This is a genomic window from Caulobacter vibrioides OR37, from assembly GCF_000372645.1.
In the GTDB taxonomy this organism is placed as follows: domain Bacteria; phylum Pseudomonadota; class Alphaproteobacteria; order Caulobacterales; family Caulobacteraceae; genus Caulobacter; species Caulobacter vibrioides_E.
This window is the reverse complement of record NZ_APMP01000001.1, coordinates 391,983-415,509: the sequence shown is the minus strand read 5'-3', so window position 1 is coordinate 415,509 and position 23,527 is coordinate 391,983. Positions and strand designations below refer to the sequence as shown.

The following is a 23,527-nucleotide window of genomic DNA, read 5'->3' as shown; positions in this document are numbered from 1 at the left end:
AGACCTCAGCTCTTGATCAGGTCGCGCAGCTGCGCGACCGCCCGATCGGCCGGCGACTGGTAGCCGATCGGCCCAACGAACTGTCCCTTGGCGTCGAACAGATAGATCGCCGAGGAATGATCGATCGTGTACCCGCCGCCGTCCTGCGGGACCTTCTGATAGTAGATCCTGTATTCCTTGGCGGCCTTGGCGACGGCCGCTGGCGTTCCCGTGAAACCTCGGATGCGCGGATCGAAGTTCGACAGATAGGTCTTCAGTTGCCGTGGCGTGTCCCGCTCGGGGTCGACCGAGACGAAGACGACGTTCAGCTTGTCGGCGTCGGGCCCCAAGGTCTTTAGCCACGACGTCAGGTCCGCCATCGTCGTCGGACAGACCTCCGGGCAATAGGTGAAGCCGAAGAATATCGCCGTGGGTTTCCCAAGCAGCGACTTCTCGCTGACTGGTTTGCCGTCCTGGTCGATCAGGTTAAACGGCCCGCCGATCTGGAGCAGTGAGCGCCCGGCCTCGTCCTTGGGATGACAGGCGGCCAGGGGCATGGCGGCCAAGACCGCCAGGCCCGTCGCGATCAGCATCCGGCGCATCAGTGGTTCATGCCGGGCATGGATGGCATGGACGGCATACGCACCGTGGCCTCGACCTTCACCGGCGCGGCCTTCTGGAACTTCAAGACCATCGGGATCTTGGCGCCGTCCTTAAAGGCTACCTTGGGCGAAATCAGCATCAGGTGCTCGCCGCCCGGCTTCAGGGCCACGGCCTTGCCCGCGGGCAAGGGCAAGCCGTCCAGCTTGCGCATCCGCATGACGCCGCCGTCCATGGACATCGAGTGGATTTCGCCGTGATCGGCGGCCGTGGTCTCGACCGTGACCAAGCGATCGTCGGCGCTGGCGGTCAGGGTGACGTAGCATCCGCCGGCGAGGGCTCCGGCGGGCGCCGGGCGGCACCAGGCCTCGGTCGCGGTCACGACGGGCGCCGCCGCCTGGGCCGTGGACGCCGTCAGCAGGGCGGCGAGGGCGATGAGAGAGAGGGTCTTCATGTTCAGGCTCCGGTCTTGAAGAGCGGCGACGAGGTCAGCCGACGGTAAATGAGATCGAGGAGCAGCACCGTGATGAGCGAAGCTCCGACAAGGGGATAGAGAACGGCGAGGGGCAGCACGATGGCCAACAAGCCGGCATAGGCGCCGGGGCGAGTGGGGCGGGGCGGTGCGGCGAGGCGCCCTTTTGGGCGACGCTTCCACCACATGACCAGGGCCGAGCCGCCGAGAAGCCAGATGGCGACGCAGCCCGCCAGCATGACGAGCTTGTTGACCAGGCCGAACTCCTGCCCCTGGTGGACGGAGATGCTCCACTCGATGGCCTTGGCCGCCGGGCCGAACCGACGATAGCCGATATCGTCCAGGACGTGGCCGTCGCGGCCATCCAGATAGAGGGTCCGCGTTCGCTCGACATGGTCGGGCATATAGGACGCCGTCCACGTTCCGCCCGGCGCCTGGGGCAGGGTGAGGGTGAAGCCGTCCGTCAGACCGTCAGCCCGAGCCTTGGCGACGATGTCGTCGACGCCCAGGACCTTGGCCTGCATCATGCGGGCATGTTCGTTCGCGCTCATCCCGAGCATGGGCGACGGGTTGGGAGTGTTTGGCGGCGCGTGGGCGCCCAGGGCCCAGGGCACGCCGTCGCGCTCGACGGATTTGACGGGGTGATGCCGCTCGGCGATCGGCGGTTTGGGGCGTCCCCAACCGGCTTCGGTGGTCAATTGCCGCACTTCCTTGCCCCAGAAGATCGACCAGGGCATTCCGGTCGCCGCCAGGAAAACGATGACGATCCCCGCGAAGGCGCCCGTCACCGCGTGCAGGTCGCGCCAGAAGAGGCGCCTGGCCGGTCCGCCCCGCACCGTCACCACGCCGCCGTTCTGGCCGCGCGGCCACCACAGGAAGACGCCGGTGGCGACCAGCACGATGGCCCAACCCGCGACGACTTCGACAAGGCCATTCATCACGGGACCGGCGATGTCGAGGCTGTGTACGCGTTTGATCACGCCCATGACGCCGCCGGGCGTGGTGACCCCCAGATAGCCGCCGTCGTGCGGGTCGACATAGGCTGTCCTTTGATGCGCCTTGTCGCCGACCATCACCTGCACAGAGCGATCGCCCCGAGACGGGATGATGAGTTGGGTGGCCTTGGCGCCGGCTCCAGTTTCGGCGCTGGCGATCCAGGCGGAGGGCGGCGCCCGCGCGGGACGATCGGCCACGACCACCAGCGGACGATGAATGATCGCCGTCAGTTCGGTCTTGAACAGATAGACGCCTCCGGTCAGGGCCATCAGCATCAGAATGGGCAGGACGAGAAGGCCCGCGTAGAAGTGCCAGCGCCAGAAGGCGCGATACACTTCGCCGGCCGGAGTCCTGACCTCGGAGCTTGGAATTTCGCTCATCGTTATCTTCCCGATGGGCGCGGCGACCCAGGAGCCGCCGCGCCACGGATTAGAACGAGACGGTCACGCCGCCGAACACCGAACGCCCGTCGCCCGGCCACAAGGTGGCGGTCCCCGCGGTCCAGGTGATGGCGGCCTGGGTGTTGGAGACATAGGCCTTGTCGGCCAGGTTGCGGGCGTCGAGGAAAAGCGAGACCTCGGGCGTGACCTTCCATCCCGCGTTGAGGTTGAGGATCGCGTAGGACGGCGCGGTCTTGGTGTTGCTGTAATCGATCCACTGGTCCGTCGCCGACCACTCGACCGACGGCACCACGAACCAGCCGCGTGGGTCGTCGTAGCGCACTTCCGAGCGGTAGAAGTTCTTGGGCACGATCGGCAGTCGGTTATCGCGGTAGACCGCGTCGCCGTCGAAGTGGAAGTCGGAATAGGTCCAGCTCTGACGAACCCGCCAATGCGGGGCCACCGCCCAGTCCAGCGCCGCCTCGATCCCTTGGTGGATGGTCTTGTCGGCGTTGAAGGTCGAGGCCGGAATCGACGAACTGACCGCGTATTGCAGCATCTCGCCCTTCAGGTTGGCGCGATAGAGCGTCAGGTCGTAGGTGAACGGACCCCGATGGCCGCGCGCGCCGACCTCGCCGGTCCAAGCTTTCTGGGCCTTGACGGGCGCGAAGCCGATATTGGTGGGCGACATCGAGCCGAAATTGGGCGGTTCGACCGACCGCGTCAGGTTGGCGAAGACCTGGTTTCCCGCGTTGTCCTGCCACAAGAGGCCGATGCGGGGCGAAAGCCAGTCATAGGTCTTGGAGGCGGTTAGGTTGAAGGTGCTCTTCACGCCCGGAACGGCGACGCTGACATAGTCGCGCTCGGCTTGGCCCCAGGTCGCGCCGCCCACCACGGCGATGTGGTCGCTGACGAACACCCGGCCTTCGCCGAAGACGTCGATGGCCTTGGCGTTCTGGTAGGAGACCGACTGCAGCGCCCCGCGTCCCCCGCGATTGTTGATGTAGAAGTGGGAGTCCAGATCGCCCTGCCGATACCAGGCGCCGAAGAAGGCGTCGGCCTTCAGGTCGCCGACGCGGCCGTCCCAGTCGAACCGGCCAAAGGCGCCGTAGTTGCGGCTCTTCTGGTCGATGACCTGGAAGATCGGGTGGTCCAGATCTTTCCAGACGGCGTACAGAGAGCCTTGGAACACCAGGTCGTCATTCAGCCGCCAGGTTGTCGCCAGCGAACCGCGCACGCCACGTTGGTTACGACCCTGGTCGCCGGCCAGGTTGCCGGCGGGGGTCTGGCGCGGGTTGGCGTTGAACTGGTCGAGCGTCAGCGCGCCGGGGATTTCTTGATTGATGTTCGAACCGTTGACGATGAACCGCACCTCGCGGTCCTGGCCGAAGGCTCGGCCGATGTTGAGGCTGCCGAACTGGATGTTCTGCTGGCTCTGCGAGCGCCAGCCCTGGCTGGTCTGGTTCGTGCCAGCGGCGTAGATGTCCCAGTCGCCGATTTGGCGGGCGATGGCGACATGCTCCCGGATCATGCCGAACGAGCCGCCATCGAGTCGGAACTGGTTGGAGAAGCCCGCGTCCTTGCCCGTCGGCGTGACCATGTTGATCGCGCCGCCCAGCAGAGCGCCGCCGAAGCGCAGGGCGTTGCCGCCGCGATAGACCTCGGCGTAGCGGGTGTTGAGCGGATCGGCGATCTGACTGTCGCCATAGCCGTCGGCCTCGTTCAGCGGCACGCCGTCCTGGGCCAGCAGCAGACCCCGGTTGTGGTTGGCGTTGCCGATCCCCGAGCCTCGGATCGAGATGCGAACGTCGCCGCCCCACTTGCGCTGCGCATAGACGCCCGGCGCGTCGCGCAGCATGTCGTCCAGGGCCAGGGCCTCGCGGTTGATGTAGGATTCTTGTGAGATCACCGACACGGCGCCCGGGGTTTCGGACAGCCGCTTGCGCGCGGCCGCCACCACGGGCGGGTCCTCGGCGTTGGGGCGGGCGGTGACGATGACCGAGGAGACCTGGTTCTGATCAGGATCGGGATTGGCCCAGGCGGCGACCGGGGCGAGAAAAAGGGCGGCCGACGAGGCCAGCAGGAGAGATTTCATGGTCTGAGTCCTTCGACCGCGTGCGGCGGCCGTGCATGATCTGCGGCGCGCGGCGATCAGGTCGCGCGCACGATGTCAGGACCGGTCGCGAGCGACCGGCGGTCAGATCAGGAGGACGGGAGGACCAGTCGGGGGCGGCGGAGGCGCGGCCAGGCCTCGGCCGGGGGCGACCGCGCGCTCCAGAGGAGTCGGCGGCGCCAGATAGACGACAAGCTGGACGGCGTCGGTCGCGGTGACCGTGGGGGGCGGAGCGGCCGCGCCCTGGGAGGCGAAGGGGCAGCCGCCGTCGTGAGCGGCCTTCTTGTCTTGGCTGTCGCCCTTGTGCCCGGCCAGGCTTTGTCCGGGCTCGACCATCCTGGCGCCGTCGCCGGTGCAGAGCACCAGGGCGAATGGCAGGCCATTACGCGGCTCGGCGCCCGGCATGTAGCCGGCCGGAATCATGATCTTCAGCGCGATCGCCAGGGTCGCGAGCACCAGGAAGGCGTCGCGCGCAAGCAGTCTTGCGGTGGCGGTCAAGCGAGTCACGTCGGCCGCTTTAGCGCAGTCGCTCGCGCTTGTCTTCGGGACAATCGGTCCATGCCGCCCTTCGCGGAAGGTCGCGCCCGGATGGCGCGACGCCGTCGTTCCCGCTAAGACCCGCGCCATGCTGCGTATTTCGGAACTGAAGCTGCCGCTCGGCCACACGCCGGAAGCGATGAAGCCCGCGATTATCGAGCGCCTGGGGATCAAGGCCGACGATCTCGAGGGCTTTGAGATTGCCCGCCGGGCCCACGACGCGCGCCGCAAGTCGGCGATCCTGATGGTCTATACCGTCGATGTGAGTCTGCGCGACGAGGCCGCCGTACTGGCGCGGTTCGCCGGAGACCACCACGTGCGCGTTAGGCCGGACACGTCCTACAAGCTGGTGGCCAAGGCGCCCGAGGGCTTCGACGGTCCGCGCCCCGTGGTCATCGGCGCTGGCCCCTGCGGATTGTTCGCCGGTCTGATCCTGGCTCAGATGGGCCTCAAGCCCATCATCGTCGACCGCGGCAAGGTCGTGCGCGAGCGGACTAAGGACACCTGGGGCCTGTGGCGGCGCGGGGAGTTGAATCCCGAGTCCAACGTGCAGTTCGGCGAGGGCGGGGCGGGGACCTTCTCGGACGGCAAGCTCTACAGCCAGATCAAGGACCCGCGCTTCCTGGGACGCAAGGTTCTGGAGGAGTTCGTCAAGGCCGGCGCGCCCGAGGAGATCCTGACCGAGGCCCACCCGCATATCGGCACCTTCCGACTGGTGCACATGGTCGAGCAGATGCGGGCGCTCATCGAGAGCCTGGGCGGCGAGTATCGCTGGCGAAACAAGGTCGAGGACTTCGATATCGAGGTCGGCGCGGATGGTTCGCGCCGGTTGAAGGGCCTCCATATCGCCGGCGGTGACTACGTGCCCACGACCCACGTGGTCATGGCCCTGGGCCACAGCGCGCGCGACACCTTCCAGACCCTGTACGATCGCGGCGTTCATATCGAGGCCAAGCCCTTCTCGATCGGCGTGCGGATCGAGCATCCTCAGTCCTGGATGGACAGGGCGCGGTTCGGCGACTGCGCCGGCCACCCCGATCTGGGCGCGGCCGACTATAGCCTGTCGCACCACTGCGCGAACGGCCGCACGGTCTATAGCTTCTGCATGTGTCCGGGCGGCACGGTGGTGGCGGCGACTTCCGAGCCCGAGCGCGTCGTCACCAACGGCATGAGCCAATATTCGCGCAACGAACGGAACGCCAATTCCGGCTTCGTGGTCGGCATCGACCCGGAGCGCGACTATCCTGGCCACCCGCTGGCGGGCGTCGCGTTCCAGCGCAAGTGGGAGAGCCTGGCCTATGTGGCGGGCGGGTCCAGCTACCGGGCGCCGGGCCAGAAGGTCGGCGACTTCTTGGCTGGACGACCCTCGTCGGCGCTGGGCGAGGTCACCCCCTCCTACAAGCCGGGCGTGACGCTGACGGATCTGTCGACCTGCCTGCCGGACTTCGTGATCGAGGCCATGCGCGAAGCGCTGCCGGTCTTCGGGCGCCAGATCCCCGGCTATGACCATCCCGACGTCCTGCTGACCGGCGTCGAGACCCGCACGTCATCGCCGGTGCGGATCACGCGCGGCAAGGACTTCCAGAGCGTGAACACCGCCGGGCTCTATCCGGCCGGCGAGGGCGCGGGCTACGCCGGCGGGATCCTTTCGGCCGCGGTCGACGGGATCAAGGTGGCCGAGGCCGTCGCCCTGGCCTATGTGGCCGAGGGGCTGATCCCCGCGACGGCCTGACGGCCATCGCGGGGCTTCGCGCCTATTCGGCCGGAATGGCGGCCTGGGCCAGCGTCGGATAGTCCGTATAGCCTTCGGCGCCAGGGCCGTAGAAGGTGGCCGGAACCGGCGCGTTCAGCGGCGCGCCCGTCTTCAGGCGCTCGACCAGGTCCGGATTGGCGATGAAGGCCTTGCCGAACGCGATAGCGTCGGCCTTTCCGGCGTCCAGCGCGGCGTTGGCGCTGGCGAGGTCGAACTTCTCGTTGGCGATGTAGACGCCGCCGAAGGCCGCCTTCAGTCGCGGACCCAAGCTATCGGCGGCCTCGTATTCGCGGGCGGAAACGAAGCCGATCCTGCGCTCGCCCAGCGCCTTGGCGACATAGCCGAAGGTGGCCGGCAGGTCGCTGTCGCCCATCGAGTGGCTGTCCGCGCGCGGCGCCAGGTGGACGCCGACGCGGTCGGCGCCCCAGACGGAAATGGCCGCGTCCGTGGCTTCCAGCAGCAGGCGGACGCGGTTCTCGATCGAGCCGCCGTACTGGTCGGTGCGCTGGTTGGACCCGTCCTGCAGAAACTGGTCGAGCAGATAGCCGTTGGCGCCGTGCAGTTGCACGCCGTCGAAACCGGCGGCCTGGGCGTTCTCCGCGCCCTGGCGGAAGGCTTCCACGACGCCGGCGACCTCCTCGGTGGTCAGGGCGCGCGGCGTCGGATAGGGGCGTTCGGGGCGCAGCAGGCTGACGTGGCCCTTGGCCGCGATCGCGCTGGGCCCGACCGGGGCTTCGCCATTCAGCAGCGAGGGATCGGAAATGCGGCCGACGTGCCAGATTTGCATGAAGATGCGGCCGCCCTTGTTGTGGACGGCCTTGGTCACCTGCTTCCAGGCCTCGGCTTGATCCTTGGACCAGATGCCCGGAACGCCGGCGTAGCCGACGCCTTGCGGCGTGACCGGCACGCCTTCGGAAATGATCAGCCCGGCCGAGGCGCGCTGGCCGTAGTACTCGGCCATCAGGGCGTTGGGCGTGTGGGTCGGACCGGCGCGCAGACGCGTCAGGGGCGCCATGACCACGCGATTGGCCAGGGTCAGGTCGCCGATGCGCAGCGAGTCGAACAGGTTAGGCATGAAGGATGTCCGTCGAACAACGGCGCCGACCCTCCGTCGGCGTCTACGCGGCTATCTGGGGCTGGCCTTCCCAATCGCAACCGTAACTCGTTCTATTTCATCTAAAAGGCCGGGGCCTAAATCGGAAAATCTGGCTTGGCCGCCTCAGCGGGGCCGGCGGTGTTTGTCGAGGTCGAGTCCGTGGCGAGCGACCTTGTCATAGAAGGTCTTGCGGGGAATGCGCAGGACCTTCAGCGCCGAGCGGACGTCGCCGCCACAACCGGCCAGAACCTCCTCGATCACACGCGCCTCGTAGGTCGCCACCCGCGCGGGCAGCGAGGGTTGTTCGGCGATTGAGGGCGGCGCTGGGTCGGCGAGGCCGAGGGCCACGCGCTGAGCGTAGTGACCCAGCTCTCGAACATTGCCGGGCCAGTCGTGATTGTGCAAACGCCAGCGCACGCGCTCGTCGATCGAGGGCTGGGGCCCGTTTAGCCGCTCGCAGGCCCGCGCCAGGAAGTGGGCGAACAGCAGCGGAACGTCCTCGCGCCTTTCGCGCAGGGGCGGGATGCGAATACGCACGACGTCCAGACGGTGGAAGAGGTCCTGACGGAACGTTCCCGCCGCCACGGCCTCGGCCAGATCGCCCTTGGCGGCGGCGACGACACGGAGGTCCAGTGTATGGGCGCGGTTGGAGCCCAGCGGCGTGATCTCGCGCTCCTCGAGCACGCGGAGGAACTTGCCTTGGGCGTCGGGCGCGAGGGTTTCGATCTCGTCGAGGAACAGCGTGCCGCGATCCGCTTGCTGGATGCGCCCGACACGCTGACGCACCGCGCCGTTGAAGGCCCCCAGTTCATGGCCGAAGAGTTCGCTGTCCAGCGCCTGAACGGGCAAGGCGGCGCAGTCGACCGCGACAAACTCGCGATCGCGACGGCGTCCCCAGGCGTGGAGGGCGCGGGCCGCCAGCTCCTTGCCGACGCCGGTCTCGCCCTCCAACAGCACATCGACATCGGCCGAGGCGAGCTGGCGCAGCGTGGCGCGCAGGCGCTCCATGACGGGCGTCTGGCCGATCAGGGGCCAGTCGTCGCGCGCCTCGTCGGCGATGGTTCGCAACTGGCGATTTTCCAGGACGAGCCGGCGCTTCTCCAGGGCGCGACGCACGCTGCTGACCAGGCGATCGGGCGCGTAGGGCTTGGCGACGAAGTCGTAGACGCCGTCCCGCATGGCCTCGACCGCCTCGGAAACGTCGGCGTGGCCGGTGATCAGGATAACGGGGAGGTCCTCGTCCCGCGCCTTCAGGCGAACAAACAACTGGCGACCGTCCATGCGCGGCATCCGAATGTCGCTGACCACCACGCCGGCGAAGCCGTCGGGCAGGGCGGCCAGCGCCGCCTCGGCCGAGGCGAAGGCCAGAACCTCGAAGCCCGCCAAGCGCAGCGCCTGGATATTGGCTTCGCGCAAAGCCTCGTCGTCGTCGATGAAAGCGACCTGGTTCACGGAAAGCGGATGGGCGGAAGCGGGCATCACGAACGCGCCTTGGCCAGGGAAAGGACGAAGCACGCGCCGCGCGGCGCGGGCTCCAGGCTAAGCTCGCCGCCGAACGCCGCGACGATATCGCGGCTGATGACCAGGCCCAGGCCCAGACCTCGCGGCTTTGTGGTCGCGAACGGCGTGAACAGGGTCTCGGCGGCTTCCGCGGCGACGCCTGGGCCGTTGTCGGCGACCGCGACGCGAACCCTCGCCCGCTTGACCGAGACCGCTATGCGGATTTCGGGATCGGGCCGGTTCTCGAGGGCCTCAAGGGCGTTCTGCAGCAGGTTGACCAGCACCTGCTCCAGGCGGAACCGCTCGGCCATCACCTGGGCGGCTTCATTGGCCTCGTTTCGAACAACACGCACCCCCTGTTGGCGCAGGCGCGGGTCGAGCAGCAGCAGCGCGCCGTCGATCGCATCGCGCAGCAAAACCGGGGCGGGCGGGGAGCCCGACTTGCGGGCGAAGGCGCGCAACTCGTCGGTGATCCGGCCGATGCGGTCGGTCAGACCGGCGATCAGCCCTAGATTGGCCTTGACCGTCTTGTCGTCGCCGCGTTCCAGGAAGATCGCGGCGTTGTCGGCATAGGCGCGGATGGCCGCGACCGGCTGGTTGATCTCGTGCGCCACGCCCGCCGCGATCTGGCCCAGGGTGGCCAGCTTGTTGGATTGGATCAGTTCGTCCCGCATCAGGTGAACATGCGCTTCGGCGCGGCGCCGTTCTTCCATCTCGACCGTCAGGCGCTGGTTCGCGGCGCTTAGTTCGGCGGTGCGCTCCTGAACGCGGGTCTCCAGCTCCCGGCGCGCGGCGTCCTGGCGGGCGGCGCGAACGGCGCCCTGGCTTCGCCACCGCAGGATCGTCGCGGCGCCGGCGCAGAGCGCGAGCCCTGTCATCAGAGCGATCGCGCGCGCGCTGGTCTTGGCCGCTCGCAAAGCCGAACCGACGGGCGTGAGGGTGTAGATGGTCCACCCCGAAGTCGCCAGGCTGGCGCTAGCGGCCATATAGCGTCGCTTCGGCTGGCCGGGCGGCTCGATCTCGGTCAGCGTGGCGACGCGACTCGGCGCCAAGGCGGGTCTGGCGTCTAGCAAGGTGAAAGGCGCGTCGCCAAAGCGGTGTTCGGCGCGCAGTTGGTCTTGGTCGGCCAGCGGCAGCGGATGCAAGGTCCGAAACCGCCAGGCGGGGATCGAGGTGACCAGGATCACGCCCTGGGAATCCGCGGCGAAGGCGGGCTCCGACGTCGACCATTCGGCTTCCAGAGACTCGAACTCTACCTTGACGACGACCACGCCCAGCGGTCCGTCCGGCCCGTCGACCCGACGCGACATGAAAAGGCCTGGTCGGCGACTGACGGTGCCCAACGCGAAAAGCTCGGCCGTTCCGTCGGTCATGGCCTCTCTGAAATAGGGCCGGAAGCCATAGTCGGAACCGACGAAGCTGGTCGGCTGGCGCCAGTTGCTCGCGGCGATCGTCATGCCCTTGGCGTTCACGACATAGATCACCGCCGCCCGCGTTCCGCCGCTAAGGCTCTCCAGCTTGCGGTTCAGGGCGTCGACGTCACGCGGTTCTGTCGAGCGCAGGGTCCGGGCGACATCGGGGTCCTGGGCCAGAACGAAGGGCAGGGTCCGATGCTTGGCCAGTTCGCTGCGCAGCACCGCCGCGTGCAGGGCTGCGGACGCCTGGGCCTGACGCGCGAGATCCTCGGCGGCCCGCCTTCCGGCCAGCGAGTCCGCGAAGCCGATCGCGCCCGCCAGCAGCACAAGGCTGACCAGGCCGAAGATGATCCAGCGCCGGACGGTTGGGCCACCATGATCCGCCAAGACTTCAGAAGTCATTCAAATGCTCTTGTGGATTGCGCGAAATTTCGCACAAGTCGGATCGCTACGGTAGGGTTTTTCGCCCGAAGGGGCTTTGAGCCAATATGGCCGTACGTATGGAAGTCCAGAAAAATCAGAGGGATTTGGCTTTTTCCGATACCGCTTGCGCGGCGCCCTTCCCGCGAGGATCGTCTATCGAGGCGTCTCGACAAGGGGCGCGGAGGAAACGCGGCCGAACGGCCGGTCCAGGAGTCGACCGTGCAGACTATCCATCAGGGCGCGCCGGAGCGGCCGAAGCCCTTTTATCGACACCTCTATTTCCAGGTGCTGCTCGCGATCCTGCTGGGGGGGCTGATCGGCCACTTCCAGCCGGATCTGGGACAAGCGCTGAAGCCGTTGGGCGACGCCTTCATCAAGTTGGTGAAGATGGTCATCGCCCCCGTGATCTTCCTGACGGTCGTCACGGGCGTGGCCGGGATGCGCGACCTTGATAAGGTCGGCCGAGTGGCTCTCAAGGCCCTGGCCTATTTCCTGGTCTTTTCGACCTTGGCGCTGATCGTCGGCCTGATCGTGGCCAACGTCGTCCAGCCCGGCGCCGGCATGAACATCGACCCAGCCACGCTCAAGGCCGGCAAGGTCGCGCAGTACGCTGCCAAGGCCCACGATCAGACGGTCGTCGGTTTCCTGATGAACATCATTCCGGACACCTTCATGGGCGCCTTCGCCGAGGGCGAGATCCTGCAAGTGCTGCTGATCTCGCTGCTGTTTGGTCTGTCCCTGACCCTGGTCGGCGACCCGGCGAAGCCCGTCGTCGACTTCCTCGAGATCATCGCCCAGACCTTCTTCAAGTTCGTGCACATCGTCATGAAGGCCGCGCCGATCGGCGCTTTCGGGGCTTTCGCCTTCACCATCGGCAAGTACGGGGTCGGCGCCATCGCCAATCTGGCTTTGCTGGTCGGCGCCTTTTACCTGACCTCGCTGCTGTTCGTGATCGTCGTGCTGGGCGCGGTCGGCATCGCCAACGGCTTCTCCATCTTCGGTTTGATCCGCTACCTTAAGGCGGAACTGCTTCTGGTGCTGGGCACCAGCTCGTCGGAAGCGGCGCTGCCTAGCCTGATCGAGAAGCTGGAAAAGGCCGGCTGCCCGAAGTCCGTCGTCGGTCTGGTGGTGCCGCTGGGCTACTCGTTCAATCTGGATGGGACCAATATCTACATGACCCTGGCCGCGCTGTTCATCGCGCAGGCCACGGGCGTGCCGCTGTCGCTGGAGCAGCAGGCCCTGCTTCTGGGCGTGGCCATGCTGAGCAGCAAGGGCGCGGCGGGCGTCACCGGGGCCGGTTTCATCACCCTGGCGGCGACCCTGTCGGTGGTGCCGTCGGTTCCCGTGGCGGGGATGGCCCTGATCCTCGGCGTCGACCGTTTCATGTCGGAGTGCCGAGCCCTGACCAACTTCATGGGCAACGCCGTCGCGGCGATCGTGGTCTCCCGCTGGGAGCGCGGCCTGGACGCCGCCGCCCTCAAGGAAGCCCTCGATCCCGGCAAGACGCCGCGATCGCCCGGAGACTCCATTCCGGATGCGGCCAGCGTTTAGAACGCGTTAGTTTTAGTTTGAGCGGTTAAACCGGCTCTAAGCGGATCGCCAGGCCGCGAAACCCCGCTCCAGGTCGGCCTGAAGGTCCTCGACCGCCTCCAGGCCGACATGCAGCCGGAGCAGGGGGCCTCCGAGGTCGACGGGAATGGCGCGGTGCTTCAATTGCGGATCGCAATGGATGGCGAGGCTTTCGTAGCCGCCCCAGGAGAAGCCCAGGCCAAACAGCTTGAGCGCGTCGAGGAAGGCGTACACCGCGCGTTGCGAGCTTGGCTTCAGCACCACGCCGAACAGGCCGCAGGCGCCGGTGAAGTCGCGTGACCATAGCGCATGGCCGGGGTCGTCAGGCAGGGCGGGGTGCAGCACCCGCGCCACTTCTGGCCGATCCTGGAGCCAGCGCGCCACGGCGAGACCGTTCTGGTGGTGACGCGGCAGTCGAGTCGACAAGGTGCGTAGGCCGCGCAGCATGGTGTAGGCGTCGTCGGCCGAGACCGACCAACCGAGATCCCACATGGCGTCGCCCAGTTGGCTGGCGACCGCTGGGTCCGTGGTCGCGACCGAGCCCATGAAGCAGTCCGAATGGCCGCCGACATATTTGGTCAGGGCCTGGACGCTGAGGGTCACGCCGTGCGCCAGCGGCTTGAAATAGAGGCCCGCCGCCCAGGTGTTGTCGATCAGGGTCAGCACGCCGCGCGCCTTGGCCGCCGCGGCGATGGCCGGCACGTCTTGCATCTCGAACGTCAGGGAACCGGGCGTCTCCAGCAGGATCAGCCGCGTCCTCGGCGTGACGAGGTTCATCAGGCCCTCGGTCGTCAGAGCCGGGTCGTAATAGGTTGTCGAGACACCGAAGCGGGTCAGAACCCGATCGCAGAAGCGGCGCGTCGGCTTGTAGGCGCTGTCGACCACGAGGATCTCGTCGCCGGCTTTCAGCACCGCCAGGAGAGCCCCCGTGATCGCCGCGAGGCCCGACGGATAGAGCGTCACGTCCGAAGCGCCCTCCATCTCGGCCAGGGCGCGCTGCAGGGCGGCGGGCGACGCCAGCCCCGTGATGCCATAGGTGATCTGGTCGTCGTCATAGAGCGCGGCGGCGTTGGGCAGCAGCACGGTCGAGCCGCGCTGGATCGGCGGGTTGACCACGCGCGGCATGGACGTCGGTTCGGCGGCCGCGTGGATCAGGCGAGTCGATTCATTCATGGCGGTCAGGCCGCCGGACCGGTCGCGACAGGCGTGTCCGAGAGGCCGCCCCACTCGGTCCACGAGCCGTCGTAGACCGCCGAGCGCGGCTTGCCCAGGCGGGCCAGGGCCAGGGCCACGACCGAGGCGGTGATGCCCGAGCCGCAGGTCGAGACGATCGGCTTGTCGATATCGACGCCGGCCTTTTCGAACACGATCTTCAGCTGGTCGGCCGGCAGCATCGTGTTGTCCGAGGCCAGCATGGCCGATAGCGGGATGTTGCGGGCCCCGGGCATGTGGCCGCCGCGCAGGCCGGCTCGGGGTTCGGGGTCCTTGCCCTCGAAGCGGCCCGCGGCGCGCGCGTCGATGATCTGTTCGCGGCCGCTGGCGACGATGTCGCGCATCTGATCGACCGAGCGGTAGATGTCGGCCTGCCAGCGCGGGGTGAAGTGGCGCTCCTGCGGCGCGGCTGGGCCATCCTCGACCGGGCGACCCTCGGCGATCCATTTGGGCAGGCCGCCGTCCAGCACCACCACGTCCTCGTGGCCCATGGCGCGGAAGTGCCACCAGACGCGGGCGGCGGGCAGGATGCCCTGGCTGTCGTAGACCACGATGCGCGAGCCGTCGCCCAGGCCCAGCTTCCGGACCCGCGCGGCGAACTTGGCCGCCGTCGGGATCATGTGCGGCAGGTCGCTGGTCTCGTCGGCGATCTCATCAATGTCGAAGAACACCGCGCCGGGAATGTGCGCGGCCAGGAATTCCTTGGCGGGATCACGTTGGGCGGCCGGCATGTGCCACGAGGCGTCGACCACGCGCACGTCCGGCGCGTCGAGATGGTCGGCCAGCCAGGCGGTCGAGACCAGCGGATCGGACGGAGTGCTCATGGCGGCGCCTTTCGGAATCGGAGTCGCGCGAACCTTACATCCAAGGCGGGACGGGGAGACCCTTTTCCTTGAGGAATACGGGATTGAAGAGCTTCGACTGATAGCGCGAACCGTGATCGCACAGCACGGTCACGATGGTGTGGCCAGGACCCAGTTCCCGGGCAAGACGGACGGCGCCCGCGACATTGATGCCGGCCGAGCCGCCCAGGCACAGGCCCTCGTGCTGGACCAGGTCGAACAGCACCTCAAGCATCTCCTCGTCCGAGACGCGCAGCGGAACGTCGACGGTCAGGCCCTCGAGATTGGCCGTGACGCGCCCCTGGCCGATGCCCTCGCTGATCGAGCTCCCTTCGGACATCAGTTGGCCGTCCTTGTACCAGCTGTACAGCGCCGCGCCGCGCGGGTCGGCCAAGCCGATCGTCACGCCGGGCTTGCGCTCGCGCAACGCCTGGGCGACGCCCGCCAGGGTGCCACCCGAGCCGACCGCGCAGATGAAGGCGTCGACCTTGCCGTTTGTCTGCTCGAAGATTTCCGGGCCCGTGGTGCGGTAGTGAGCCTCGCGGTTGGCGACATTGTCGAACTGGTTCGCCCAGATCACGCCATTAGGCTCGGTTTCGGCGAGTTCTTCCGCCAAGCGTCCGGAATAGCGGACGTAATTGTCCGGATTGGAGTAAGGAACGGCGTCCACCTCGATCAGCTGGGCGCCAAGCAGGCGGATGGCGTCCTTCTTTTCCTGGCTCTGGGTGCGCGGAATAACGATGGTGGTCCTGTAGCCCAGGGCCGAGGCGACCATGGCCAGGCCTATGCCGGTATTGCCCGCCGTGCCTTCGACGATGCGCCCGCCCGGTTTCAACAAACCCTTGGCCTCGGCGTCGCGGATGATGCCGAGGGCCGCGCGGTCCTTGATCGACTGCCCCGGGTTCATGAACTCGGCCTTGCCCAGGATCTCGCAGCCCGTGGCCTCGCTGGCGCGCCGCAGGCGGATCAGCGGCGTATTGCCGATGGCGTCCAGAACAGTCGGGAGGACGCGGGCGGTGACGGTCATGGCGGGCCTTCGAGCGGGGCGTCTGGAGGATTGGTAGATCGTGCGGCGCGGCGCCGAGGCAACCCCAGATTTCCTGAAGGCGCGTCAAATCCGCGACAAATCCCGAGCCACCTCATGGGGATCGCGCGCTATCCACAATCCCCATTCTGGACGCTGAGCTCCTAGGCTCTGTATCAGCCCCGGCTCAGGCCCAGCTGGATCACGTTGGTTCGCTCGGTTCGGAACCCGGCCTCGCAGTAGCTGAGATAGAACCGCCAAAGGCGTCGGAATCGCTCGTCGAATCCGTCCTTGCGGATCTCGCTCCAAGCGGCCTCGAAGCGACGACCCCATTCGGCCAGGGTGTCGGCATAATTCTGGCCGAAGCGCTTGAGATCGCTCCATTCCAGACCCGCCCGCTCGGTCTCTTCCTTCAGGCGCGCCTCGCTGGGCAACATGCCGCCCGGGAAGATGTAGCGCTGAATGAAGTCCGTCCGTTCGCGGTAGTGGCTGAACAGCTCGTCGCGGATGGTGATGATCTGCAAACCGGCGCGGCCGCCGGGGTGCAGGACCTCACGGATCTTGCTGAAATAGGCGGGCCAATATTCCTCGCCCACGGCCTCGAACATCTCGATCGAGGCCACCGCGTCGAACCGGCCTTCGACGTCGCGATAGTCGACCAGGCGAATATCGGCTTTCTCGGCCAAGCCCTGGTCGAACAGGCGCTTTTTGGCGAATTCATACTGGGCTTGGGAGATGGTGATGCCGGTGACCTGGGCCCCCACCTCCTTGGCCGCGAACTCGGCGAAACCGCCCCAGCCGCAGCCGATCTCCAGCACGTGCTTGCCCGGCGCGAGGTCTATGGTCCGCGCCAGGGCCGCGTATTTCGCCTTCTGGGCCTCGGGCAGAGGCTGGTTCGGCCGTTCGTACAGCGCCGACGAATAGGTCATCGTCGGGTCCAGCCACCGCGAATAGAAGGCGTTGCCCAGGTCGTAGTGGGCGTGGATGTTCTTCTTGGACCCGGCGCGGCTGTTGCGATGAAAGAAATGGTAGAGCGCGTTGAAAATCCGCATGAACGGATTGCCGTCCACCAGCGCCGAGAGCTTGTCGAAGTTCAGCGAGAAAGCGCTCAGCACCGCGGAAAGGTCGGGAGTCTCCCACTCGCCGGCCACGAAGCCTTCCGCGAAGCCGATGTCGCCCGACGAGAACGCGCGGCGAATGAAATTGTAGTCATGGATCTTGATGAGCGCTTCGGGCCCAGCTTGCCGGCCGGTGACGGTCAACGGCTTGCCCGTCGGCAGGATGAAGGTGACGGAGCCGAACTCCCAGTTCGTCGCCGCGACGCGAAGCGCGGCGCGGAAGGCGGCCGGTGCGGCCGTCAGGTCGGGGTCGTTCCAGAGCGCGGTGTCCAAGGTCGGTCTCGCATCCGGTTGCGCGTTTATTAACGCTGTTAACGACCGGTTCGTAAAGCCCGCCGGCTAGAGGCTGTGATAGGCCTCCAAGGCCCTGGCCCGGGCGTGGTCGTGCTCGACGATCGGTCTTGAATAGAGACGTTTCGCCGCGGCCGGCAGATGCAACGGCCGGGTCCATGGCTTGTGGATAACATCGTCTGGAACGCCGGCGAGTTCCGGAACCCAACGTCGGACATAGGTCCCACGCGGATCGAACTTCTCGCCCTGCGCGATAGGGTTGAAGATTCGGAAGTAGGGCGAGGCGTCGGCGCCGCTGCCCGCCACCCACTGCCAATTGCCGGCGTTGTTCGCCAAATCGGCGTCGACCAGCGTGTCCCAGAACCAGGCCTCGCCCTCGCGCCAGTCGATCAGCAGATGCTTGATCAGGAACGAGGCGACGATCATGCGCACACGGTTGTGCATGAACCCGGTGGCCCACAGTTCGCGCATCCCGGCGTCGACGATGGGGTAGCCGGTCTGGCCTCGGGTCCAGGCCTTGAAGGCGGCGTCGTCACGAGCCCAGGGAAAGCCGTCGAACTCCGGCTTGAAATTCCGCGCGGGCAGGTCGGGCCAGTGAAACAGGATGGCGTGGTTGAACTCCCGCCAGCCCAACTCGGACAGGAACTTGTCGATCTCGCCGCGGGGGGCTTGGGCCTCGCGCGCGGCCAGCCAGACCTGCCTTGGTCCGATCTCGCCAAAATGCAGGTGCGGGGAAAGGCGGGATGTCGCCTCGACGCCGGGGAGGTCGCGCTTCTCGCCATAGCCGCTAACGGAGCCCGACAGGAAGTCGTCCAGCCGCGCCAAGGCGCCCGCTTCGCCGGGCGTCCAGAGGTCGAAACCCTTTGACCAGTCGGGCTTGGTCGGGTTCAGCCGCCAGTCCGCCAGTCTTTCGCTGGAAGGAAGATGCCCGAGCGATCTCAGGGACTTCGGCGCGTCTTCGACGACGACGTCGGTCAGGTGTTCGCGCGCCGCCTGCCAATAGGGCGTGAAGACCTTGTAGGGCTGTCCCGCGCCGTTCTTGATCTCCCAAGGCTCGGTCAGCAAGCTCGCGTTGAAGCTTTGGCAGTCGATCCCAGCCGCCCTTAGACGGGTCTTGATCGCCATGTCGCGATCCGTCGACGCCTTGTCATAGAGGCGGTTCCACAACACACCGGTCGCGCCGGTCTGTCGCAGGACCTCGTCCAAAACCTCAGCGGCGACGCCCCTGCGAAGCATGAGTTTATTGCCAAGCTTCTCAAGGCTTTCGTCCAGCGACTTGAGGGACTTGTCCAGCCACCAAAGCGAAGCCGCGCCCATCGGGCGGACGCCGGGCGTCTCGTCGAAAATGTAGAGGCAGATCACCGGCCGGCCGCTGTCGGCGGCATGGCGCAGGGCTGGATTGTCGGCTATGCGCAGGTCGTTGCGGAACCAGACGAGGATGGCCCCATGGTCGTCACGATCGTTCGGCACTTGCACCACCCAGCCCGAGGGAGCACCTCTTGGGCGCCTGAAATCCTAATACGCTGGAATACTCGCCTTGGATCAGCCGCAAGCCGTCGCCCCGAACGCCGTCGTCGAGATCAAGACCCCCAACGGCGCGGCCGTTCGCGTCGGGAACGGCGAGTCGCTGTCGATCATCGCCGGCCCCTGCCAGATGGAAAGCCGCCAGCACGCGCTGGAGACGGCGCAGGCGCTGAAGGAAATGGCCGAGCGCCTGGGCGTCGGGCTGATCTACAAGACCTCCTACGACAAGGCCAATCGCACCTCGGGCGCGGCCCAGCGCGGCATCGGCCTGAAGGACAGTTTGCCGATCTTCCAGGAGATCCGTGAGACCACCGGCCTGCCGACCCTGACCGACGTGCATGAGACCAGCCATTGCCCGATCGTGGCCGAGGCGGTCGACGTCATCCAGATTCCGGCCTTCCTCTGCCGCCAGACCGACCTGCTGGTCGCCGCCGCCCAGACAGGACGGGCGATCAACATCAAGAAAGGCCAATTCCTGGCCCCGTGGGACATGAAGAACGTCGTCGCCAAGGTGACGGGCGCCGGTAATCCCAATGTCATGGCCTGCGAGCGCGGGGTCTCGTTCGGTTACAACACCCTGGTCAGCGATATGCGGTCGTTGCCGATCATGCGCCAGATCGGCTGTCCGGTGGTGTTCGACGCCACCCACAGCGTCCAGCAGCCCGGCGGCCAGGGCGCCTCATCGGGCGGGCAGCGGGAGTTCGTTCCGACCCTGGCCCGGGCGGCCGTGGCCGTCGGCGTCGCCTGCGTGTTCATCGAGACCCATCCGGATCCGGACCACGCCCCGTCAGACGGTCCCAACATGGTGCCGATGAGCCAGTTCGAGGCCCTGGTGTCCAACCTGCTGAAATACGACGCCCTGACCAAGGCCGCCTTCCGCGAAGGGGCGAACTAGGGGCATGACCCGACGCATCGTTCTCGTCACCGGCGGCGCGGGCTTCATCGGTTCGAACGTCGTGGCCCGCCTCTGCGAGGACCCGGCTCTGGACGTGGTGGTCTGCGACCGTCTGCGCGACGCCGCCAGCGGCAAGTGGCGAAACATCGCCAAGCATCCCATCGCCGATTTCGTCGCGCCCGAACAGCTCAACGACTGGCTGGCCAGGCGCGGCGTCGAGGTCGAGCTGGTCGTCCACATGGGCGCTGTTTCCTCGACCACCGAGCAGGACGCCGACAAGATCGTGCAGTCCAACTTCGTGCTGTCCCGCGACCTGTGGGACTGGTGCGCCCGGCACGGCAAGCGGTTCATTTACGCCTCGTCGGCCGCGACCTATGGCGACGGAACCCAGGGTTTCGAGGGCAAGGACGACCTGGAGAGCTTGCGGGCCTTGCGACCGCTTAACGCCTATGGCTGGTCCAAGGCGCTGTTCGATATCTACGCGGTTCGCGAGGCCCATCGCGGCCACGCGCCCGCGCAATGGGCCGGGCTGAAGTTCTTCAACGTCTATGGTCCCAACGAGGGGCACAAGGGCGGCATGAAGTCGGTCGTGGCCCAGATCTGGCCGCGCATCGCCGCGGGCGAGGGCGTCAAGCTCTTCAAGTCGCATCATCCAGACTACGAGGACGGCGGCCAACTGCGCGACTTCGTCTATGTCCGCGACGTGGTCGACGTCATCGCCTGGCTGGCGAACAGCTCGGCGGTCAACGGGGTGTTCAATCTGGGCTCGGGCCACGCGCGTTCGTTCCGCGATCTGGCCGCGGCCACCTTCCAGGCCGCCGGACGCGCGCCGGACATTAGCTATATCGACATGCCCGAAGCGCTGCGCGGCAAGTACCAATACTACACCCAGGCCGACATGAGCCGTCTGCGGGCCGCCGGCTATAACGCGCCCATGACGTCGCTCGAGGACGGTGTCGCCGACTATGTCGCCGGCTACTTGAACACCGACGATCCCTTCCGCTGACGTCAGGGCACGGTTGCCGAGGGCGTTCGCTGGCGTAGGCTGACCCAAGATCGGGGCGCGAACCTCGACGTCAGGGAGTATGTCCATGGCCGGCATCGCCGCCTGGGGCGCGTATGCGCCGCGTCTGCGTCTGAGCCGCAAGGCGGTGACCGAGGCCAACGCCTGGGTCGCGCCGAACCTGAGGGCCAAGGGCAAGGGCGAGCGGTCCATGGCCAACTGGGACGAGGACGCCCTGACCATGGCGGTGGAGGCGGCGCGCGACGCGCTCGGCCCGGACGATGACCGTAGCCATATCGAAAGCCTCTATTTCGCCTCGACCACGGCGCCGTTCGTCGACCGCCTGAACGCGGGCGTCATTTCGGCGGCCCTGACCCTGGAGAAATCGATCGCGGCCAGTGACGTCACCGGCTCGCAGCGCTGCGGACTGACGGCCCTGGGCCAGGCCCTGGCGGCGGGCGGCCGGTCGCTGGTCACGATCGGCGAGCACCGCAAGGCCCGCGCGGCCTCGACCCAGGAGCTGGACTTCGGCGACGGCGCGGCGGCCTTCGTGATTTCCGATGAGCCCGGCGCGGCCGAATTGTTGGGGCGCGGCAGCGTCACCGACGATTTCGTCGACCACTTCCGAGGCGACGGCGGCGGGTTCGACTACTATTGGGAGGAGCGCTGGATCCGGGACGAGGGGATCGTCAAGCTGGTCCCGCCTGCGATCCGAAAGGCGCTTGAGGCTGCGGGCCTAAGTCCTGGTCAAGTCGACCAATTCTGCTTCCCATCGACCTTCTCGGGCATGGCCGCGACCGTGGCCAAGGCGGTCGGAATCCGGGCCGAGGCCGTTCGCGACAATCTCGGCGCCGTCATGGGGGAGGCCGGCTGCGCGCATGGTCCGATCATGTTGGCCCATGCTCTTGAAGACGCTAGGGAAAACGAGGTCGTCCTCGTAGCGCAATTCGGCCAGGGCGCCGAGGCGCTGGTGTTTCGCGCCACCGGCCAGGGCCGACGTCCCGCGCGCGGCGTGACCGGGGCCCTGGCGGATCGAGAACCCGAAACCAACTATCTGAAATTCCTGACCTTCAATGGCCTGATTGAATGGGACAAGGGCATGAGGGCCGAGAAGGACAACAAGACGGCCCTGACCACGCTCTATCGCAACGAGGACATGATCCTGGGGCTGGTCGGCGGTCGCTGCCGCGAGACCGGCGTCGTCCAGTTTCCGCGCACTCGGATTTCGGTGGCGCCGAACAATCCCGCCGTCGACACCCAGGAGCCCTACCGCTTCGCCGAGCGCCGCGCGAATGTTCTGAGTTACTCCGCTGATTATCTGACCTTTTCCATGGCCCCGCCGAACCACTACGGCATGATCGTCTTCGAGGGCGGCGGGCGGATCATGATGGACATCACCGACGTCTCGCCAGGCGATGTCGAGACCGGCCTGCCGGTGCGGATGGTGTTCCGCGTCAAGGAGGTCGACGAGAAGCGCGGCTTCGTCCGCTATTTCTGGAAAGCCGCGCCGGACCGCGCGGCGATCGCCGCTCGAAACGCCCAAGCCGCCGAATAGGAAGATCGTCATGCCCAGAGGTATTCGCGACAAGGTGGCCATCCTCGGGATGGGCTGTTCCAAGTTCGGCGAGCGTTGGGACGCGGGTCCCGATGACCTGATGGTCGAGGCCTATCTGGAGGCCATGCAGGACGCCGGGGTCGAGCCCACCCAGCTGGACGCGGCCTGGTTCTCGACGCACATCGACGAGATCGGTTCGGGCAAGGGCGGCACGCCCCTGTCGATCGCCCTGCGGCTACCCAATATCGCCGTCACCCGGGTCGAGAACTTCTGCGCCTCGGGCTCGGAGGCTTTTCGCGGCGCGGTCTATGCCGTGGCTGCCGGGGCGGCCGACATCGCCCTGGCGGTCGGGGTCGAGAAGCTGAAGGACACCGGCTATGGCGGCTTGCCGGTCGCCAATCCGGGCACGCTGAACCCGCAGATCATGCCGAACGGCTCGGCGCCTGGCAATTTCGCCCAACTGGCCAGCGCCTATCGCGCCAAGCACGGGGTGTCGAAGGACGAGTTGAAGCGCGCCATCGCCCACGTCTCGGTCAAGAGCCACGCCAATGGCGCCAAGAACCCCAAGGCCCACCTGCGCAAGCCCATCACCGCCGAGCAGGCCCTGAACGCGCCGCTGATCGCCGAGCCCTTGGGCCTCTTCGACTGTTGCGGCGTCTCGGACGGCGCCGCGGCCGCTATCGTCACCACACCCGAGATCGCTCGGAGCCTTGGCAAACGTGACCTCGTGACGGTCAAGGCGCTGCAGCTGTCGGTCTCGAACGGCTATGAGAGCCAGTACAACGGTTGGGACGGCAGCCACTTCCACACCGCCCGCATCGCCGCCGGCAAGGCCTACAAGGAGGCTGGCATCGAGCGTCCGCGTGAGCAGATCTCGATGATGGAGGTGCATGACTGCTTTTCGATCACCGAGCTCGTGACGATGGAGGACCTGTTCATCTCGCCGGAAGGTCAGGGCTGGCGCGACGTGCTGGACGGTTTCTACGACGCCGATGGCGGGGTGCCGTGCCAGATCGACGGCGGCCTCAAGTGCTTCGGCCATCCGATCGGCGCCTCGGGCTTGCGAATGCTGTACGAGATGTACCTGCAGCTCCAAGGGCGCGCCGGGGAGCGGCAACTGGCCAATCCCGTCTTCGGCATGACCCATAATCTAGGCGGCGCGCCGGCCAGCAATGTCTGCTCGGTGGCGATCATCGGCCAGGAAGGCGCTTAGGAAAGGGCTTAAAGCCC

General features: G+C 67.0%; 19 protein-coding genes. 6 read left to right on the top strand and 13 right to left on the bottom strand.

Features of this window, described 5'->3' with window-relative positions:
• Positions 1 to 5 precede the first annotated feature (5 nt).
• The 5 genes from OR37_RS01960 to OR37_RS01940 all read right to left on the bottom strand — a co-directional run bounded on the left by OR37_RS01960 (position 6) and on the right by OR37_RS01940 (position 5,047).
• Positions 6 to 581 (bottom strand): SCO family protein, encoded by a 576-nt coding sequence (locus OR37_RS01960; protein WP_004615468.1) that lies wholly within the window; start codon positions 579 to 581, stop codon positions 6 to 8.
• Complete coding sequence (locus OR37_RS01955; protein ID WP_004615467.1) at positions 581 to 1,033, bottom strand: copper chaperone PCu(A)C; 453 nt, start codon at positions 1,031 to 1,033, stop codon at positions 581 to 583. Before OR37_RS01955 ends, OR37_RS01960 begins: the two co-directional genes overlap by 1 nt.
• A gap of 2 nt (positions 1,034 to 1,035) precedes the next feature.
• Complete coding sequence (locus OR37_RS01950) at positions 1,036 to 2,427, bottom strand: PepSY-associated TM helix domain-containing protein (protein WP_004615466.1); 1,392 nt, start codon at positions 2,425 to 2,427, stop codon at positions 1,036 to 1,038.
• Positions 2,428 to 2,476: 49 nt separating this feature from the next.
• Positions 2,477 to 4,522, bottom strand: coding sequence for a TonB-dependent receptor family protein (locus OR37_RS01945; RefSeq protein WP_004615465.1), 2,046 nt, complete (start codon positions 4,520 to 4,522; stop codon positions 2,477 to 2,479).
• A 102-nt stretch (positions 4,523 to 4,624) separates the two neighbouring features.
• A complete protein-coding gene (locus OR37_RS01940; protein WP_004615464.1) occupies positions 4,625 to 5,047 on the bottom strand; it encodes a DUF2946 family protein in 423 nt (140 codons plus the stop codon).
• 118 nt (positions 5,048 to 5,165) lie between these two features.
• Between OR37_RS01940 and OR37_RS01935 the strand changes: the two genes are divergently transcribed.
• Positions 5,166 to 6,809 carry an NAD(P)/FAD-dependent oxidoreductase gene (locus tag OR37_RS01935; RefSeq protein ID WP_004615463.1) on the top strand — a complete coding sequence of 548 codons (1,644 nt, stop codon included), beginning with the start codon at positions 5,166 to 5,168 and terminating at the stop codon, positions 6,807 to 6,809.
• Positions 6,810 to 6,831: 22 nt separating this feature from the next.
• Here OR37_RS01935 and OR37_RS01930 read toward each other — a convergent pair whose 3' ends face one another.
• The 3 genes from OR37_RS01930 to OR37_RS01920 form a co-directional block, all read right to left on the bottom strand.
• The gene (locus OR37_RS01930; protein ID WP_004615462.1) at positions 6,832 to 7,905 is read right to left on the bottom strand and encodes an alkene reductase; all 1,074 of its coding nucleotides are present in this window, start codon (positions 7,903 to 7,905) and stop codon (positions 6,832 to 6,834) included.
• 144 nt (positions 7,906 to 8,049) lie between these two features.
• Entirely contained in the window at positions 8,050 to 9,405 is a 1,356-nt protein-coding gene (locus OR37_RS01925; RefSeq protein WP_004615461.1) for a sigma-54-dependent transcriptional regulator, read from the bottom strand.
• Positions 9,405 to 11,243 (bottom strand): sensor histidine kinase, encoded by a 1,839-nt coding sequence (locus OR37_RS01920; protein WP_004615460.1) that lies wholly within the window; start codon positions 11,241 to 11,243, stop codon positions 9,405 to 9,407. Before OR37_RS01920 ends, OR37_RS01925 begins: the two co-directional genes overlap by 1 nt.
• A gap of 240 nt (positions 11,244 to 11,483) precedes the next feature.
• Between OR37_RS01920 and OR37_RS01915 the strand changes: the two genes are divergently transcribed.
• On the top strand, positions 11,484 to 12,815 hold the full coding sequence (locus OR37_RS01915) for a dicarboxylate/amino acid:cation symporter (protein WP_004615459.1): 1,332 nt from the start codon (positions 11,484 to 11,486) through the stop codon (positions 12,813 to 12,815).
• A gap of 36 nt (positions 12,816 to 12,851) precedes the next feature.
• Here OR37_RS01915 and metC read toward each other — a convergent pair whose 3' ends face one another.
• From metC to OR37_RS01890, 5 genes are all read right to left on the bottom strand, one after another.
• Positions 12,852 to 14,006, bottom strand: a complete 1,155-nt coding sequence (gene metC, locus OR37_RS01910) for a cystathionine beta-lyase (RefSeq protein ID WP_004615458.1) — start codon at positions 14,004 to 14,006, stop codon at positions 12,852 to 12,854.
• Between the two features lie 5 nt (positions 14,007 to 14,011).
• The gene (gene sseA / locus OR37_RS01905; RefSeq protein ID WP_004615457.1) at positions 14,012 to 14,869 is read right to left on the bottom strand and encodes a 3-mercaptopyruvate sulfurtransferase; all 858 of its coding nucleotides are present in this window, start codon (positions 14,867 to 14,869) and stop codon (positions 14,012 to 14,014) included.
• A gap of 34 nt (positions 14,870 to 14,903) precedes the next feature.
• A complete protein-coding gene (locus OR37_RS01900; RefSeq protein ID WP_004615456.1) occupies positions 14,904 to 15,914 on the bottom strand; it encodes a cysteine synthase A in 1,011 nt (336 codons plus the stop codon).
• Between the two features lie 173 nt (positions 15,915 to 16,087).
• Positions 16,088 to 17,332 (bottom strand): SAM-dependent methyltransferase, encoded by a 1,245-nt coding sequence (locus tag OR37_RS01895; RefSeq protein ID WP_081612847.1) that lies wholly within the window; start codon positions 17,330 to 17,332, stop codon positions 16,088 to 16,090.
• A gap of 36 nt (positions 17,333 to 17,368) precedes the next feature.
• Positions 17,369 to 18,796 carry a cryptochrome/photolyase family protein gene (locus tag OR37_RS01890; RefSeq protein WP_035016803.1) on the bottom strand — a complete coding sequence of 476 codons (1,428 nt, stop codon included), beginning with the start codon at positions 18,794 to 18,796 and terminating at the stop codon, positions 17,369 to 17,371.
• Positions 18,797 to 18,857: 61 nt separating this feature from the next.
• Here OR37_RS01890 and kdsA point away from each other — a divergent pair, with 61 nt between their 5' ends.
• From kdsA to OR37_RS01870, 4 genes are all read left to right on the top strand, one after another.
• Complete coding sequence (gene kdsA / locus OR37_RS01885) at positions 18,858 to 19,739, top strand: 3-deoxy-8-phosphooctulonate synthase (RefSeq protein ID WP_004615453.1); 882 nt, start codon at positions 18,858 to 18,860, stop codon at positions 19,737 to 19,739.
• A gap of 4 nt (positions 19,740 to 19,743) precedes the next feature.
• Positions 19,744 to 20,745, top strand: coding sequence for an ADP-glyceromanno-heptose 6-epimerase (gene rfaD, locus OR37_RS01880; RefSeq protein WP_004615452.1), 1,002 nt, complete (start codon positions 19,744 to 19,746; stop codon positions 20,743 to 20,745).
• Between the two features lie 85 nt (positions 20,746 to 20,830).
• A complete protein-coding gene (locus tag OR37_RS01875; RefSeq protein WP_004615451.1) occupies positions 20,831 to 22,297 on the top strand; it encodes an OB-fold domain-containing protein in 1,467 nt (488 codons plus the stop codon).
• Between the two features lie 10 nt (positions 22,298 to 22,307).
• Positions 22,308 to 23,510, top strand: coding sequence for an acetyl-CoA acetyltransferase (locus OR37_RS01870; RefSeq protein ID WP_004615450.1), 1,203 nt, complete (start codon positions 22,308 to 22,310; stop codon positions 23,508 to 23,510).
• Positions 23,511 to 23,527 lie beyond the last annotated feature (17 nt).

Bases quoted from the DNA above. Each gene is read 5' to 3' on its own strand.
- OR37_RS01960 (WP_004615468.1), bottom strand. From the start codon at position 581: ATGCGCCGGATGCTGATCGCGACGGGCCTGGCGGTCTTGGCCGCCATG.
- OR37_RS01955 (WP_004615467.1), bottom strand. From the start codon at position 1,033: ATGAAGACCCTCTCTCTCATCGCCCTCGCCGCCCTGCTGACGGCGTCC.
- OR37_RS01950 (WP_004615466.1), bottom strand. From the start codon at position 2,427: ATGAGCGAAATTCCAAGCTCCGAGGTCAGGACTCCGGCCGGCGAAGTG.
- OR37_RS01945 (WP_004615465.1), bottom strand. From the start codon at position 4,522: ATGAAATCTCTCCTGCTGGCCTCGTCGGCCGCCCTTTTTCTCGCCCCG.
- OR37_RS01935 (WP_004615463.1), top strand. From the start codon at position 5,166: ATGCTGCGTATTTCGGAACTGAAGCTGCCGCTCGGCCACACGCCGGAA.
- OR37_RS01930 (WP_004615462.1), bottom strand. From the start codon at position 7,905: ATGCCTAACCTGTTCGACTCGCTGCGCATCGGCGACCTGACCCTGGCC.
- OR37_RS01925 (WP_004615461.1), bottom strand. From the start codon at position 9,405: ATGCCCGCTTCCGCCCATCCGCTTTCCGTGAACCAGGTCGCTTTCATC.
- OR37_RS01920 (WP_004615460.1), bottom strand. From the start codon at position 11,243: ATGACTTCTGAAGTCTTGGCGGATCATGGTGGCCCAACCGTCCGGCGC.
- metC (WP_004615458.1), bottom strand. From the start codon at position 14,006: ATGAATGAATCGACTCGCCTGATCCACGCGGCCGCCGAACCGACGTCC.
- sseA (WP_004615457.1), bottom strand. From the start codon at position 14,869: ATGAGCACTCCGTCCGATCCGCTGGTCTCGACCGCCTGGCTGGCCGAC.
- OR37_RS01900 (WP_004615456.1), bottom strand. From the start codon at position 15,914: ATGACCGTCACCGCCCGCGTCCTCCCGACTGTTCTGGACGCCATCGGC.
- rfaD (WP_004615452.1), top strand. From the start codon at position 19,744: ATGACCCGACGCATCGTTCTCGTCACCGGCGGCGCGGGCTTCATCGGT.
- OR37_RS01875 (WP_004615451.1), top strand. From the start codon at position 20,831: ATGGCCGGCATCGCCGCCTGGGGCGCGTATGCGCCGCGTCTGCGTCTG.
- OR37_RS01870 (WP_004615450.1), top strand. From the start codon at position 22,308: ATGCCCAGAGGTATTCGCGACAAGGTGGCCATCCTCGGGATGGGCTGT.